Below are 13,949 nucleotides of genomic sequence, written 5' to 3'. Positions count from 1 at the left end.
CCGGCTTTAAGGGCCCCTTATTGGATACGCAAAACAGATAACCTATCTTTCACCTCGTCGATAACACACACGAGGTACGTAATGAGAGATATCTATCTGCAATCCAAATTAGAAATGGCCAAAACCCTCCACACCCATGGCGTCGAGCTGGCGCATATATCTGTTGCCACCGGGCTGACTCCGTCCAGATTAGTCACTGAATTAAAAATTGCCGATGAGTTTGATTTCGCCAGACACCAGGCGAAACAATACTGATGACGTCCCGGGCGTCAGGCCGATTGACTGCTGTAAAAATCGGCCAGCAGGGAAAAGAGCATTTTATTGGTCTCTTTCCGGCAGGACGAATAGAGACTGAATTGCGGCAACGTAAAGGGCGTAGCCACTCTTTTCAGCTGATACATCCCGGAATAGGTGGCAAAAACCTTTTCCGGGATAATGCCCAGGCAGTCGGTGGTAGAGACAATCAGTAGGATGGAAGCAAAAGAGGTGGTCAGCAGACAGCGTTCGCTGGAGCGGAACTTTTTATCCACGATGCTGCGATGATAGATAATCTTTTCGTTTTTGGTGTTGTAACCCACCAGGCTGGCATCCCTGAACATCTCCTCCGTTACCGTATCCCCATAAAGAGGATTATCCTTTGCAGCAATCAACACCAGCGTCATATCACTCATCTTCTGGCAAGAAATATTACTGCTCTCAACAGACAAGGTGGAGAACACCACATCCGCCTGGCGCATGTTCAACAGTTCGGTAATTTTGGCTTCGTTAAGCTCGGCGGTGCGGTGCAGCAGGCTGATATCCGCGTTCATGCTGACAATCTTCTGCGTCAGTTCCGGCACCACTAACGGCGAGACAAACGACTCGGTGTAGAGAGTCAGTCGTCGCTTTTTAATGCGGGATGAGAGGGGGAGCAGGGTGGCGAGCTTGTCGATAATCGGCAGGATGTTGTCATAGAGTTCATCCGCATACACGGTGGGCAACAGGGTGTTGCCGCTGCGGACGAACAGGTTATCCCCCATCTGCTCGCGCAGTTTTCGCAGCGACTGGCTGACGGCAGAGGCGGAAATGTCCAGCATATCCGCCACCTTCGAGATGCTGCCCACGCTGTAAATCAAGCAAAAAAGCGTCAGCAGATTCAGGTCGATCCGGTTTAACGAGATTATCTTTTCTGACACCGGTATCGTTGGCATACGCCCTCTGTTTCAACGCGGTCGCTTCCCCATAACCCCTCAAAAATAGCAGGCTTGCCGATCCGCGCGTTGAGGTAAAAGCATGATTTTATGCTCAGCCTTATCTCCTGCCTTGTCGCTGCTCCCTTCGCCCGCTGTTTTAACATTGTAAATTTTAGTAGTCCGTCGCGGATTATTGACCTGAAGCATTAAATTGCACAAAAAATAGACATAATCTGAAGGTGTTCTAAAGCTGACAAGGGGGGAAATAGCATGTCCGTTGACAGACTGAAACGCGATCTTCTTAACAAGATGATCAATGCCCACATCGATCTCGCGGCCTATCTGCAGTTGAGGAAAGCGAAGGGGTATATGTCAGTCAGCGAAAGCGACCATCTGCGTGACAACTTCTTTGAACTCTGTACCTACATGCGTGAAAAAGCGCCGGAACTGAGAGCGTACTGCAATGCCGACGAGCAGGCGATGTTGTATCGCGCCGCCGGATCGCTCACCACCGCAGGCGTCTGTATGATGACCGGCAACCACGATTGCCCGACGTTCATCGCCGTCAACGCAGAGAAGCTGGAAAACTGTCTGAACGATCTCACTCTCTGCATCCAGTATCTGAAATCACATGCACCGCTGATTCAGAACTGATCCCGGGGGAGGCAACTCCCCCATCTGATTAAGCTTTTGTAAAAGTAACAATGCCCCTGCGCTGAGTGACTACCTTTAAGGCATACGTCGAAAAGGAGTGCGTTATGCGTCGATCCTCGCTTATTTCCCTGCCATTGTTGCTCATCTCCGCTTCACTCTGTGCCGCGCCCGCCGAAGTGCAGGTTTCGGTGCTGCAAAATAAACTCGATCACCCTTGGGCGCTGGCGTTCCTGCCGCAGGATCAGGGCATGCTGATCACCCTGAAAGGCGGACAGCTTAAGCGCTGGCAGGCGGGCAAGGGCCTCTCGGATCCCATCGTCGGGGTGCCGAAGGTCTGGGACAGCGGCCAGGGCGGGTTACTTGACGTGGCGCTGGCTCCCGACTTCGCCACCTCCCGCCGGGTCTGGCTGAGCTATGCCGAAGCGGGCGACGACGGAAAAGCGGGTACGGCGGTGGGGTATGGCCGTCTGAGCGAGGATAACGCCCGGCTGGAGGCCTTTAAGGTGGTCTTCCGCCAGCAGCCGAAACTCTCTACCGGCAACCACTTTGGCGGCAGGCTGGTGTTCGACGGCAAAGGCTATCTGTATGTTGGATTAGGCGAGAATAACCAGCGCCCGACCGCCCAGGATCTGGATAAGCTGCAGGGCAAAGTGGTACGTCTGACCGATCAGGGCGCGGTGCCGGACGACAATCCCTTCGTGAATAACAAACAGGCGCGGCCGGAGATCTGGTCTTACGGCATTCGCAACCCGCAGGGGATGGCGATGAACCCGTGGAGCAACACCCTGTGGCTCAATGAGCACGGCCCGCGCGGCGGGGACGAAATCAACATCCCGGAAAGAGGCAAAAACTACGGCTGGCCGCTGGCGACCCACGGCATCAACTACAGCGGATTGCCGATCCCGGAAGCGAAAGGGGAAACGGCCCCGGGAACCGAGCCGCCGCTGTTCGTCTGGAAACAGTCCCCGGCGGTGAGCGGCATGGCGTTCTATAACAGCGACGTTTTCCCGCAATGGAAGAACAAACTCTTTATCGGCGCGCTGAAGGATAAGGATGTAATTGTGCTCAACGTCAGCGGCAATAGCGTCACGGAAGAGGGGAGGATCCTCGGCGACCGCAACCAGCGGGTGCGCGATGTACGCGTCGGGCCGGACGGCTATCTCTATGTGCTGACCGATGAATCAGACGGGCAGCTGTTAAAAGTCAGCCCGTCCAGAGGGTAGATCAGGTTACCGGGATCATCACCACGTTGCGGTAGGCCGGACGCTCGGTCAGGTTCGCCAGCCAGCGTTCCAGATGCGGACGTGGCGTCCACGTCAGGCCAATGTTGGTCAAGTTCCAGACAAAGGGGGCGACGGCGATATCACCCACGCCAAAGTCGTCGCCCGAGAACCACGCCTGTGTCGCCAGGGTATCATCCATCAGGGCCAACAGGGATTCGCAGGTGGCTTTGGCGGCGTCAATGGCCGCGTAGTTACGCTCGGCTTCCGGGGTTCTCACCAGCCCCATCAAAATCACCCGGTGGGCAGGGGAGAGCGTCTGGTTGGCCCAGTCCATCCACTTGTCGCCGACGGCACGCTTCGCCGGGGCATCGATCCACAGGCGGTTCTGACCGTACTGCGCCGCGAGATAGCGCACAATGGCGTTGGATTCCCACAGGGTCAGGTCGGTTTCATCGTCGCGCAGCAGCGGTACCAGGCCGTTGGGGTTCATCGCCAGATACTCGGCCTCTTTATTTACTCCGTGTTCCAGTCCCGCCATGATCTGCGTAAAGGGTAAATCCAGCTCCTCGAGCGTCCAGATTACCTTTTTAACGTTGGTCGAATTGTTCCTGCCCCACAAAGTAATCATAATAACCCCTTATAAATAAAGCCGATATCAAGATGAAATCCGTGTTGATGGCTTTACATGGTGAGATAAACCTAACCAATACGCAACAGACGCGAAAAAAATCGATGTGGTCAAAGCGTATCGGGTTGTTATTGCATAAACTTTAAAAACTTTACCCGCTTTTGGTTTTTTTTAAGGCTCCAGTGGGTTATTACTCATCGCTTCTTGCGGCACGGCGATGTGACGTGATTTTTGGAATGGAAACTCGGGTGGCATTATGATGCGAAACACTTTTTCTTTACGCGGTCTGGTGGCAGGTTCTGCGCTGCTGGTCCTTTTTGCACCTTCGCTGTACGCAGCGGAACAGGCGGCGCCCGAGGCTCCGCCTGTTGATGCCCGCGCCTGGATCCTGATGGACTACGCCAGCGGCAAAGTGCTGGCAGAAGGCAATGCAGATGAAAAACTCGATCCTGCCAGCCTGACCAAAATCATGACCAGCTACGTCGTAGGGCAGGCGCTGAAAGCGGGTAAGATTAAGCTCACCGACATGGTGACCATCGGTAAAGACGCCTGGGCGACCGGCAACCCCGCGCTGCGCGGATCTTCGGTGATGTTCCTCAAACCGGGGGATCAGGTGGCCGTTTCCGATCTGAACAAAGGGGTAATCATTCAGTCGGGAAATGATGCCTGCATCGCGCTGGCCGATTATGTGGCGGGCAGCCAGGATTCTTTCATTGGTTTGATGAATGGCTACGCGCAGAAATTAGGCCTCACCAACACCACCTTTAAAACCGTTCACGGGCTGGACGCGCCGGGCCAGTTCAGTACCGCCCGCGATATGGCGCTGCTGGGTAAAGCCCTGATTCATGATGTGCCGGAAGAGTACGCGATCCACAAAGAGAAAGAGTTTACCTTCAACAAGATCCGCCAGCCGAACCGCAACCGTCTGCTGTGGAGCAGCAACGTCAACGTTGACGGGATGAAAACCGGCACCACCGCCGGAGCAGGCTACAACCTGGTGGCCTCGGCAACCCAGGGCGATATGCGTCTGATCTCGGTGGTGCTGGGCACCAAAACCGACCGCATCCGCTTCAATGAGTCAGAAAAACTGCTCACCTGGGGCTTCCGCTTCTTCGAAACCGTTACCCCGATCAAGCCGGATGCTACCTTTGTCAGCCAGCGCGTCTGGTTTGGCGATAAGAGCGAGGTCAATCTCGGTGCCGGTGAAGGCGGCTCGGTCACCATTCCGCGCGGCCAGCTGAAAAACCTGAAAGCCAGCTACACCCTGACCGACAAGCAGCTGACCGCGCCGCTGAAAAAGGGCCAGGTGGTCGGCAATATCGACTTCCAGCTGAACGGCAAGTCCATTGAGCAGCGTCCGCTGATTGTGATGGAAGCGGTAGAAGAGGGCGGGTTCTTTGGTCGGATGTGGGATTACGTGCTGATGAAATTCCACGACTGGTTTGGCGGTTGGTTTAAATAGTTAAAAACAGCGCCGGGTGGCGGCTTCGCCTTACCCGGCCTACGGTTTTACCCAGGCCCGCGCAAGCGCAGCGCCGCCGGGCAATAAACCGCACTCAGTACATCAATTTAATCTGCTGCGCCTTAGCATAAGTCACCAGCTCCTCATCCGGACGGCAGTCGCTGACAATCGCGTTAAAGCGCGTCAGCTCCCCCATTCGCGCCGGGCGCACCTTACCCACCTTGCTGTGATCCACCACCAGCACATGATACTGGGCCATATTCATCGCCCACTGTTTAACCGGCAATTCATCCAGATTAAAACAGGTCGCCCCCTGGCGCACGTGCACGCCTGCCGCGGAGTAGAAGGCGATATCCGGACACAGGTTGCTGAGGGTGTCCTGCAGGTTAAGCGGTTTAAAGATGGCATTGCTGGCGTGGAACTCACCGCCGCAGAGGATCACCCGGCACTCGGGTTTTTCCTGCAGGGCGAGAAAGGTGTTCAGGGAGTAACAGACCCCGGTAAAGGGCAGGTCGTTATCAATGGCTTCGATGATCCACGGCGTGGTGGTGCCGCAGTCAAAAAACAGGGTCTGGTGAGGCTGCACCAGCGAGGCAGCCAGACGCGCCGCTTTGCGCTTCTCTTCCACCAGGCGGGTTTTTTGGTCGCTCAGCAGATAGTGGCTGGCGCTGCGGGGTTCGAGGACAATGTAGCCGCCGAGCAGCACCACGGGCCCGCTTTCACTGTTGAGGTCGCGACGAATGGTCATTTCCGAGACGCCGAGCAGTGCGGCTGCCTCTTTCAGATGCAGTTTATCGCTGCGCTTGAGCGCATTAATCAGTTGAGCCAGCCGTTCGTCACGTCGTGTTTCCATAGGTCCTCAGAGCGATAAATGAGCCCCCGTTACGCCGGGGGCTCAAGTTTACCTCGTGAGACCCAAATTAGTCACGTATCCAGCCTTTGCGGATCGGCAGGGCGAAGCAGAAGCGGTACAGCTGCGAGAGGCGTTGGTAGAGGGCCTGACCGAACAGGTTCCACAGGATCTGCGCGCTCAGGCAACCCAGCAGCCCGACCATCAGTCCGCCCAGCATATCCATCGGCCAGTGGACCCCAAGATAGACGCGGGACCAGGCGATAGCGCAGGCCACCAGCATCAATACCATGCCAGACCAGACCCGGTGCCAGAGCAGGAACGCCAGGGCAAAGGTGAAAATGGCGGTACCGTGATCGCTCGGGAAGGAGTCATCCGCGGCGTGGTGCAGGAAGTTATAGCCGACGTGATCGACAAACGGACGGTCATGGGGGAACAGATGACCCAGCAGCCAGGAGGCCGCCATGCTGATCACCAGCGCCATGGCGATTTTAATCACCAGTTGACGCTGGGCGCCCACCTGCTTGCGCGGCCCCCACAGCCAGAGGATCGCAATCAGCGCCGGGACAATGCTGATCAGGTCCTTCGCCACGAAGATAGCCAGATCGATGCTCCATTCCGGGGAAGCCGGGGTGGCGTTAATCAGTTCAAACAGTCCGTAGTTCAGATTTTCTAACATACCTTCGTTACTCTTTTGCAAACCAGGTGGAAACCAGGCCGTAAGCCACCACCTGTGAAAACCACACCCACCAACCTGCCCACAGGTTGTGCGAGAAGAAATGTGCCCCGCGCATCACCTGGCCATAGCCCATGACCAGCCCAAGCACAGCACCGGCGATCGCCATTCCCCAGGCCAGGCGAGGACGCTCGCGCCAGAAGGCGAAGAACAGTCCCATCACCATAAAGCCGCTGGAGGAGTGCCCCCCCGGAAAACAGCGGCCAGGCCCACTACCGAGGGGCGCTGAGTCAAACAGGGGATACGACAGCGCTTTACCGCCGTACTCCACCAGATCCCAGGGGCAGCTGTGGTGGCTGATGGCTTTCAGGATACCCACCACTGCCGTACCCAGCCCCATCAGCAGCGCTGCGGTGACTAATCGCGGACTGCGTTTGTACGCGCCGTAAAGCAGGGTGCCTGTCGCCACGGCAATGGTCATGTATTTCGCCAGTCGATGATTGAGCAGATCCAGCAGCGCGTTTTGCTGCAGCGGAAAATGCTGGCTCGCGGCGTCAAACCAGTAGCCCGTCAGCAGTCGGTCAAGGGTTTCATCCCGTGAAAGCCAGGTAAAAAGCCCGGCCAGAACCAGCAGCACAATAAGCTGATAACCATAAAAACGAACCGGTAACCGGTAAAGGGCTTTTGTCTTAGAAGTCTTTAAGTTAGACAATTCTGAAGCGGAGATGATTTGTGTCATAATTAAGGTCAATGACTGGAAAAGCCTAAGCATACGGATGGCAACTTAAGGAAACCTTAAACGACAGCGATTTGTGCCTTATTTCGGTACGGCGGCGCTAATCTGCTATCGCTGGTGCGGCCATTTCATTACACTCTGCGCGATTTTTTATCGGATATTGAGACTCCATGCTAAACCGTTCTTCTTCCCGCACGCGCCTCGGGCGTCAGGCGCTGCTGTTCCCGCTGTGTCTGGTGCTGTACGAATTCTCCACCTATATCGGTAACGATATGATCCAGCCCGGCATGCTGGCCGTGGTGGCGCAGTACAACGCCGGGATCGAGTGGGTACCCACCTCCATGACCGCCTATCTGGCGGGGGGGATGTTCTTGCAGTGGCTGCTTGGGCCGCTGTCGGATCGTATTGGCCGTCGTCCGGTGATGCTGACCGGGGTGGTGTGGTTTATCGTCACCTGCCTGGCGACCCTGCTGGCGCAAACCATCGAGCAGTTTATGGTGCTGCGTTTTTTACAGGGGGTGAGCCTGTGCTTTATCGGCGCTGTCGGTTACGCCGCCATCCAGGAGTCCTTTGAGGAGGCGGTGTGCATTAAAATCACCGCCCTGATGGCTAACGTGGCGCTGATTGCGCCCCTGCTCGGCCCGCTGGTGGGGGCGGCCTGGGTTCACGTCGCGCCGTGGGAGGGGATGTTCGTGCTGTTTGCCGCCCTGGCAGCGATTTCGTTTTACGGTCTGTTCCGCGCGATGCCGGAAACCGCGACCCGCATCGGGGAAAAGCTGTCACTCAAAGAGCTGGGGCGCGACTATAAACTGGTGCTGAAAAACGTGCGCTTTGTAGCGGGATCGCTGGCGATTGGTTTCGTCTGCCTGCCGCTGCTGGCATGGATTGCCCAGTCGCCGGTGATCATCATCAGCGGCGAAAAGCTCAGCAGCTATGAATATGGCCTGCTGCAGGTGCCGATTTTCGGCGCGCTGATTGTCGGTAACCTCGTGCTGGCCCGCCTGACGTCGCGGCGCAGCGTGCGCTCGTTAATCATCATGGGCGGCTGGCCGATTGTGATTGGGCTGGTGGTGGCCGCGGTGGCGACGGTGGTGTCATCCCACGCGTATCTGTGGATGACCGCCGGGCTGAGCATCTATGCGTTTGGTATTGGGCTGGCGAATGCCGGGCTGGTGCGCCTGACGCTGTTTGCCAGCGAGATGAGCAAAGGTACGGTGTCGGCGGCGATGGGGATGCTACAGATGCTGATCTTCACCGTCGGGATCGAAGTCAGTAAACACGCCTTCAGCAGCGGCGGCAACGGGCTGTTCAGCCTGTTCAATCTGGCGAACGGCATTCTGTGGCTGGGGCTGATGTTTGTGTTCCTGAAAGACAAGCGGGTGGGCAGTTCGTTACAGCCGGATTAAGCGGGCATGGTGCCCGCATTTTTGCCGGGTGGCGGCTGCGCCTTACCCGGCCTACGAAACTGCGGGCTTAATTGAACGGGGCCTCACGGTTTAACACGCGATCAATTACCTCCAACACCCCTTCGTCGTTGTTGTGCGGCGCTTCATAGCGGGCGACCGCCTTGATGTGATCCCGGGCATTCGCCATCGCAAAACTAAACCCGGCCTGAGACAGCATCTCCACGTCGTTGCCGCTGTCGCCAAAGGCGACCACTTCGCTGTTGTCGATGCCCCAGACTTCCTGCAACAGACGCAGACCGTTGGCTTTGTGGACCCCCGGCAGGATCAGGTCGATACTGCCGTGACCGGTGGTAACCGGCACCATAATATCGCTCAGCTTCTCATGGATCATCGCCTGAATGCGCGGGATCTCGTCGTCCGGCACGTTTAACCCAAACTTGAAGAAGATATCGTTAAAGTTGTCGAACTTCTCCACCTTTTCCAGCCGGTGATAATATTTGGCCGCCAGATCGTGAAAGGCTTCGCCATAGTGTTTCAGGGTGTAGGCGCTGCCTTTCCCGCAGGCGATAACTTCCACTTCCGGAATGGCGCAGAGGAACTCCGCCACGGTGGCGAACTGCTCCTGCGTCAGCTCGCCGTTGTAGACATCTTCCCCGGCGTTGACCACCCAGCCGCCGTTTTCGGCGACAAAGGCGATCTCATCGGCGATCTCCGGGAAAAAGGAGATCAGCTGGTAGTACTGGTTGCCGCTGGCGACCACAAACCGTATGCCCTGTTCCTTCATCTGCGCGTACTGGCGCAGAAAACGTGCGCGATTGTACTGCTTCGCATCGTTCAGGAAGGTGCCATCCATATCAACCGCAATAAGTTTAACGCTCATATCCATTCTCCATGGCAGATTTAGCCTGCGAATCCGGTTTGGCAACCGCCCTGGCGACCAGCGCGGCAATTATCACTAATCCTAATACCACCAGCATGGCGCTGCGTAAGCCGTAGTGCTCCCCGAGGAAGCCCAGCAGCGGCGGGCCCACCAGGAAGGCAAGATAGCCGGTGGTGGCCACTACGCTGACGCGCCCTGGCGCATCCGGGCCGGTGTCGCTGGCCGCGGAGATAGTCAGCGGGAAGCCGAGCGATGCACCCAGCCCCCACAGCACCACCGACACGCCGGCCACCCAGTCGACATCGACAAATATAATCAGGGCAATGCCCAGTCCGCCCAGCAGGGCGCTGGCGCGTACCACCGTCACGCGGCTGTAGCGGTCGATAAACCAGCCGCCGGTAAAGCGCCCGACGGTCATGCCCAGCGTAAACCCGGCGTAGATCAGCGAGCCGGAGGTAGGGCTGAAGCCGTGGCCGTCCACCATCAGCAGCGGCAGCCAGTCGTTCGCGGACCCTTCGGCAAAGGCCATTGCCAGCACCACCACGCCAATCAGCATCAGCTGCATATCGCGCCAGAAGGGCAGCCCTTTTTCACCCGATTTAGTCTCACCTGCGAGGTTCCGGCCGTTGCCGTCCGGGATGGCGGTGATCCCCAGCAGAACCGGGGCGATACAGACCAGCGCGGCCAGCAAAGTATGGGTGGTGGCAGCAATGCCGGAGGCGGTCAGCGCCATGCCGATACCGGCACCGGCCAGGGTGCCGAGGCTGTAAAAGCCGTGCATCATCGGCAGCACGGTTTTGTTCATCTCCTGCTCGATGGTGGCACCTTCGACGTTGATCGCCACTTCCGCTGCGCCAAAACTACCGCCAAACACCGTCAGCCCGAGGGCAAATGCCAGCGGGGAGGCGAACCACAGCGCAGCGCTAAGCATCATCATACCCACAATCGCGCAGCACATGGTGGTGCGGATCACGGTCCGGGTACCGAAGCGCTTAACCAGCCAGGCGGAACAGAGAATGCCGCTCATCGAGCCTATCGACAGGCCAAACAACACGATGCCCATCTCCGCCGTCGAGACCGACAAAATGTCGCGGATGGCTGGGGTGCGCGTGGCCCAGGAGGCCATTAACAGGCCGGGGATAAAGAAGAACATAAACAGCGCCCACAGGCGGCGTTGCAGAAGTTTGCGCGGTGAGATGACGGTCATGGGTTCGTTACCAGAAGGACAACATAGAAGACAACACTAGCAAGTTTGTGTACATTTGTACATAAATGCGCTGAGGTAAAAATGAACAGACGACCCAACGATCCGCAACGGCGGGAACGGATATTGCAGGCTACCCTCGACACCATCGCTGAGCATGGTCTCAACGCCGTCACCCATCGCAAAATCGCCAGCTGCGCCGGGGTGCCGCTGGGGTCGATGACCTACTATTTTTCCGGCATGGATGCGCTGCTTGAAGAGGCCTTCACCTGGTTTACGCAGCAGATGTCGGTCCAGTACCGCGAGTTCTTTGCCGGGGTGACGGGGCCGGAGATGGCCTGTGAGTCCATCACCACCCTGATTTACAGCTCCCAGGTCACCACGCCGCATAACATGGAGCTGATGTACCAGCTTTATGCCTTTATGAACCGCAGCCCCTCGTTAAAAACCGTGATGCAGGACTGGATGAAAACCAGCCAGACGACGCTGGAGCAGTGGTTCGATCCGATCACCGCCCGCGCGCTGGACGCCTTCATTGAAGGGATGACCCTGCATTTTGTCACCGACCGGCAGCCGCTCACGCGGGAAGCGTTACGGGTGATGGTGGGCAGGATAGCGGGGGTATAACAGGGTGATGTCCGCCGCGCAGCTACTCGTCGCGGGTCACATAGCCGAAATCAAAGCCCTGCAGTACATGTTCGCGCAGATATTGATTGACCGGATAGCTGTAGCTCTGTCCGATACTGACGGCATGCACCACCCGCAATACCGCTCCGCCACTGAGTGGTAAGGGTTCATCGGTAATGGAAATTTTGGCGCCCGCTAAACCGTCTTTCAGGTTCTGATAAGCCACGGATCCCGTGATGCTGTTATTGATGACGCCGAACGTGACCACCAGAGCCGCAATCAATGCCACGGGGAAGGCCAGCGGGTGGCGATTCAGGAACCGCACCGGGCGCGAGGCGCGACGGGTTAAGATTGCCGCCGTCAGGGGAACGAGGAGTAAATAGAGCAGTTTTGCCAGGTGCGTGAGCGCCCCCGCCAGAGAGAACATCAGCGCAATGGGCGGCACAATCACCGCCCGGGCAGCATCTTCACCCAGCTTTTCATTGACCCCACCGGCGCTATAGCTTGCTACAGCCGCCCGCAGCTCAGGTAATTGCCGCTTCACCGCCTCGTCAAGGTGGGGCGTGTGCAGCTCAAGGGCGAAGCTTTTCAACTTGTCAGTTAGCGGATACTCCTCCCGAACCAGCGTATTTGCCGGAAGCAGCAGCGTTTCACGTAATGCTTTTTGCACCACGTTCAGGCGGAAGAAGACGCCCCAGTCGAGTCGCTTAGGAATAGTCACGCCTTTGTAAACCACGGTCCGCTGGGCGAGGTACTTCTGTCGCGCAGCTTTCGCTACTGCGGCGTTAAAGCCGGAACGATCTGACGGCGACCAGTCATTGCTGACGGGAACACCCTGGCCGCGAACCTGATTGCGCACGGTAGCGTAATAACGTCGCGGGACGTTCCAGGTTTTCAGGCGCTTCGCCTCTAAGGAACGTTCATAGCGTTGCCAGGCTTTGGCCTGCTCAAGCCGTACCGTTTCACTGATATCCATCTCGTCGTTGTAGTAAGCGAGGTACTGTTTATGCACCTCTTCACGCGCTTCAAGCCAGGCTTTGTAGTAGCCCAGCAGCCCGCCTTCCCGCGCGCTGATGTTGTCGCGTAAATTCTGCTCCGTACCGCTTTCCAGCAGCTTACGGTAGCGATCGGAGGCGCTTAACAGGATCGGTAACGTTGCCAGAAACGCCTTTCCGGAGGGGCTGGTCCAGGTTTGTACTTGTCCACCGGCGCTGTCCAGCGGGATCCCCTCCAGCGTCTGCTGGCCTTCAATTAACGCGTGCTGGTAGAGCTGCGCCAGCAGGGACATCTGACGAAACTCCCCCGTGCTCTTCGACACCTGGCGTTCAATCACCCATTCCACCGCATGCCACGTCAGGGTGCCCGCGATCAGGCACAGCAGCAGCACTCCGCCGGTGCTGGCTTTGGCGGTAAGGTACGTGCCTCTTTTCTTTAGGCGTACAAGGCCCACCAGAGAGAACTGTAACACCAGCAGCGCCGCCGCGATGGCGGTTAAGGTCCGCCCGTAGCGTTCCATATGGTGGACTTCATCGGCCGTCGACACGCTGCCAACCAGATCCAGCAGGCGAGAGTTGAACGCCAGTTCACAAATGAGATAGGTGAGGGTAATGCCCGTCACCAGCCAGTTTTGCCAGGCGGGGAGCACCGATCGTTTGATGCCGTCCTGCCTCCATTGCTGCTCCTGAACCTGTTCGGTCATGACTTGAGCTCCAGGCTGGTCTGACGGGTTTTGGTCGGGGCATAGATTTCCGTCGGCAGGGAGTTGTCCAGCTCAGGCTGGGCAACTTTCGGCGGGAGCGGATCCACCGTTTTAGTCGGGGTACGTTTGACTGGCTTTGCCACGGGCTGCGCTTTCGTTTTGCGGGACGTTTTGACTTTCTCGTTACTGCTGCTCACCACGGTTTTCGGTGGCTGAACCGGGAGGCGGCGATGGTAAACCTCACCATGCTGCCAGTTGAACTGTTCGATCCGATTGCCGGTGAGGAAGTTCAGCTGCAGTTTGTCCGCGCTGGCGGTGATGTCCGGCCCGGCATCGCAGACCCCTGTGAAGGCCCACTCCTGGGAACGGGTGCTTTGCAGATCGACCAGGCGATACTGCGCCGGGCAGGAGGGGGTCGCCACTTTCAGCAGCAGCAAGGTGTGCCCTTCGATGTGATATTGATTGATGATCCGCGCCCAGCTGACGCCCTCGATTGGGCGCTCAATCATCAGATTGCTCCACTTCAGGCTGTAGCGACCGTTCAGCTCGCGTAATGCGCCGGTCGAGCCATCCGCCAGCGTAAACTGTCCCACTTCGTTTCCCAGCACGCTCGCCAGATCGGTATTAAAGAGAATTTTGCCGTTTTTATCGTAACGGACGGAACAGCCACTTAACCCAAGAATTAATCCCAGAATCAGAAAGCTACGCAGGGTTAAAGTGTGTCGTGACATA

15 protein-coding genes are annotated in these 13,949 nt (G+C 57.4%); 6 read left to right on the top strand and 9 right to left on the bottom strand.

From position 1 onward, the window contains the following. The first annotated feature begins 81 nt into the window (after positions 1–81). Complete coding sequence (locus tag WFO70_RS09675) at positions 82–255, top strand: glycine cleavage system protein T (protein ID WP_337015859.1); 174 nt, start codon at positions 82–84, stop codon at positions 253–255. 14 nt (positions 256–269) lie between these two features. Here WFO70_RS09675 and WFO70_RS09670 read toward each other — a convergent pair whose 3' ends face one another. Further along, positions 270–1,190, bottom strand: a complete 921-nt coding sequence (locus tag WFO70_RS09670) for a LysR family transcriptional regulator (RefSeq protein WP_337015858.1) — start codon at positions 1,188–1,190, stop codon at positions 270–272. 252 nt (positions 1,191–1,442) lie between these two features. Between WFO70_RS09670 and bssR the strand changes: the two genes are divergently transcribed. Both bssR and WFO70_RS09660 read left to right on the top strand, forming a co-directional pair. Beyond that, on the top strand, positions 1,443–1,826 hold the full coding sequence (gene bssR / locus WFO70_RS09665) for a biofilm formation regulator BssR (protein WP_337015857.1): 384 nt from the start codon (positions 1,443–1,445) through the stop codon (positions 1,824–1,826). 104 nt (positions 1,827–1,930) lie between these two features. Next, complete coding sequence (locus tag WFO70_RS09660; RefSeq protein WP_337015856.1) at positions 1,931–3,049, top strand: PQQ-dependent sugar dehydrogenase; 1,119 nt, start codon at positions 1,931–1,933, stop codon at positions 3,047–3,049. A gap of 1 nt (position 3,050) precedes the next feature. Here WFO70_RS09660 and WFO70_RS09655 read toward each other — a convergent pair whose 3' ends face one another. Further along, a complete protein-coding gene (locus WFO70_RS09655; protein WP_337015855.1) occupies positions 3,051–3,677 on the bottom strand; it encodes a glutathione S-transferase family protein in 627 nt (208 codons plus the stop codon). A gap of 256 nt (positions 3,678–3,933) precedes the next feature. Here WFO70_RS09655 and dacC point away from each other — a divergent pair, with 256 nt between their 5' ends. Beyond that, positions 3,934–5,139, top strand: a complete 1,206-nt coding sequence (gene dacC / locus WFO70_RS09650; protein WP_337015854.1) for a serine-type D-Ala-D-Ala carboxypeptidase — start codon at positions 3,934–3,936, stop codon at positions 5,137–5,139. Between the two features lie 94 nt (positions 5,140–5,233). Here the strand turns inward: dacC and deoR are convergent, their stop codons facing one another. The 3 genes from deoR to WFO70_RS09635 form a co-directional block, all read right to left on the bottom strand. Beyond that, positions 5,234–5,992: a DNA-binding transcriptional repressor DeoR gene (deoR, locus tag WFO70_RS09645; RefSeq protein WP_337015853.1), complete on the bottom strand. Its 759-nt coding sequence runs from the start codon at positions 5,990–5,992 to the stop codon at positions 5,234–5,236. Between the two features lie 67 nt (positions 5,993–6,059). Continuing rightward, a complete protein-coding gene (gene ybjG, locus WFO70_RS09640) occupies positions 6,060–6,668 on the bottom strand; it encodes an undecaprenyl-diphosphate phosphatase (protein WP_337015852.1) in 609 nt (202 codons plus the stop codon). A 7-nt stretch (positions 6,669–6,675) separates the two neighbouring features. Next, a complete protein-coding gene (locus tag WFO70_RS09635; RefSeq protein WP_337015851.1) occupies positions 6,676–7,404 on the bottom strand; it encodes a phosphatase PAP2 family protein in 729 nt (242 codons plus the stop codon). 167 nt (positions 7,405–7,571) lie between these two features. On the opposite strand from WFO70_RS09635, the gene WFO70_RS09630 reads away from it, so the two are divergent. Further along, positions 7,572–8,807 (top strand): MFS transporter, encoded by a 1,236-nt coding sequence (locus tag WFO70_RS09630; protein WP_337015850.1) that lies wholly within the window; start codon positions 7,572–7,574, stop codon positions 8,805–8,807. A 67-nt stretch (positions 8,808–8,874) separates the two neighbouring features. On the opposite strand, the gene WFO70_RS09625 is transcribed toward WFO70_RS09630, so the two are convergent. Both WFO70_RS09625 and WFO70_RS09620 read right to left on the bottom strand, forming a co-directional pair. Next, positions 8,875–9,687: a Cof-type HAD-IIB family hydrolase gene (locus WFO70_RS09625; RefSeq protein ID WP_337015849.1), complete on the bottom strand. Its 813-nt coding sequence runs from the start codon at positions 9,685–9,687 to the stop codon at positions 8,875–8,877. Continuing rightward, the gene (locus tag WFO70_RS09620) at positions 9,677–10,894 is read right to left on the bottom strand and encodes an MFS transporter (RefSeq protein WP_337015848.1); all 1,218 of its coding nucleotides are present in this window, start codon (positions 10,892–10,894) and stop codon (positions 9,677–9,679) included. Before WFO70_RS09620 ends, WFO70_RS09625 begins: the two co-directional genes overlap by 11 nt. A gap of 81 nt (positions 10,895–10,975) precedes the next feature. On the opposite strand from WFO70_RS09620, the gene WFO70_RS09615 reads away from it, so the two are divergent. Continuing rightward, entirely contained in the window at positions 10,976–11,518 is a 543-nt protein-coding gene (locus WFO70_RS09615; protein ID WP_337015847.1) for a TetR/AcrR family transcriptional regulator, read from the top strand. A 22-nt stretch (positions 11,519–11,540) separates the two neighbouring features. On the opposite strand, the gene WFO70_RS09610 is transcribed toward WFO70_RS09615, so the two are convergent. After that, a complete protein-coding gene (locus WFO70_RS09610) occupies positions 11,541–13,217 on the bottom strand; it encodes a hypothetical protein (protein WP_337015846.1) in 1,677 nt (558 codons plus the stop codon). Next, the gene (locus WFO70_RS09605) at positions 13,214–13,948 is read right to left on the bottom strand and encodes a hypothetical protein (protein WP_337015845.1); all 735 of its coding nucleotides are present in this window, start codon (positions 13,946–13,948) and stop codon (positions 13,214–13,216) included. Before WFO70_RS09605 ends, WFO70_RS09610 begins: the two co-directional genes overlap by 4 nt. Between the last annotated feature and the right edge of the window lies 1 nt (position 13,949).

The sequence above is a fragment of the Leclercia sp. AS011 genome (assembly GCF_037152535.1).
Taxonomy (GTDB): Bacteria; Pseudomonadota; Gammaproteobacteria; order Enterobacterales; family Enterobacteriaceae; genus Enterobacter.
Note: the sequence above shows the minus strand (reverse complement) of the source record. Positions and strands in the feature narration are given on the sequence as shown.

Bases quoted from the DNA above. Each gene is read 5' to 3' on its own strand.
- WFO70_RS09675 (WP_337015859.1), top strand. From the start codon at position 82: ATGAGAGATATCTATCTGCAATCCAAATTAGAAATGGCCAAAACCCTC.
- WFO70_RS09670 (WP_337015858.1), bottom strand. From the start codon at position 1,190: ATGCCAACGATACCGGTGTCAGAAAAGATAATCTCGTTAAACCGGATC.
- bssR (WP_337015857.1), top strand. From the start codon at position 1,443: ATGTCCGTTGACAGACTGAAACGCGATCTTCTTAACAAGATGATCAAT.
- WFO70_RS09660 (WP_337015856.1), top strand. From the start codon at position 1,931: ATGCGTCGATCCTCGCTTATTTCCCTGCCATTGTTGCTCATCTCCGCT.
- WFO70_RS09655 (WP_337015855.1), bottom strand. From the start codon at position 3,677: ATGATTACTTTGTGGGGCAGGAACAATTCGACCAACGTTAAAAAGGTA.
- dacC (WP_337015854.1), top strand. From the start codon at position 3,934: ATGATGCGAAACACTTTTTCTTTACGCGGTCTGGTGGCAGGTTCTGCG.
- deoR (WP_337015853.1), bottom strand. From the start codon at position 5,992: ATGGAAACACGACGTGACGAACGGCTGGCTCAACTGATTAATGCGCTC.
- ybjG (WP_337015852.1), bottom strand. From the start codon at position 6,668: ATGTTAGAAAATCTGAACTACGGACTGTTTGAACTGATTAACGCCACC.
- WFO70_RS09635 (WP_337015851.1), bottom strand. From the start codon at position 7,404: ATGACACAAATCATCTCCGCTTCAGAATTGTCTAACTTAAAGACTTCT.
- WFO70_RS09630 (WP_337015850.1), top strand. From the start codon at position 7,572: ATGCTAAACCGTTCTTCTTCCCGCACGCGCCTCGGGCGTCAGGCGCTG.
- WFO70_RS09625 (WP_337015849.1), bottom strand. From the start codon at position 9,687: ATGAGCGTTAAACTTATTGCGGTTGATATGGATGGCACCTTCCTGAAC.
- WFO70_RS09620 (WP_337015848.1), bottom strand. From the start codon at position 10,894: ATGACCGTCATCTCACCGCGCAAACTTCTGCAACGCCGCCTGTGGGCG.
- WFO70_RS09615 (WP_337015847.1), top strand. From the start codon at position 10,976: ATGAACAGACGACCCAACGATCCGCAACGGCGGGAACGGATATTGCAG.
- WFO70_RS09610 (WP_337015846.1), bottom strand. From the start codon at position 13,217: ATGACCGAACAGGTTCAGGAGCAGCAATGGAGGCAGGACGGCATCAAA.
- WFO70_RS09605 (WP_337015845.1), bottom strand. From the start codon at position 13,948: ATGTCACGACACACTTTAACCCTGCGTAGCTTTCTGATTCTGGGATTA.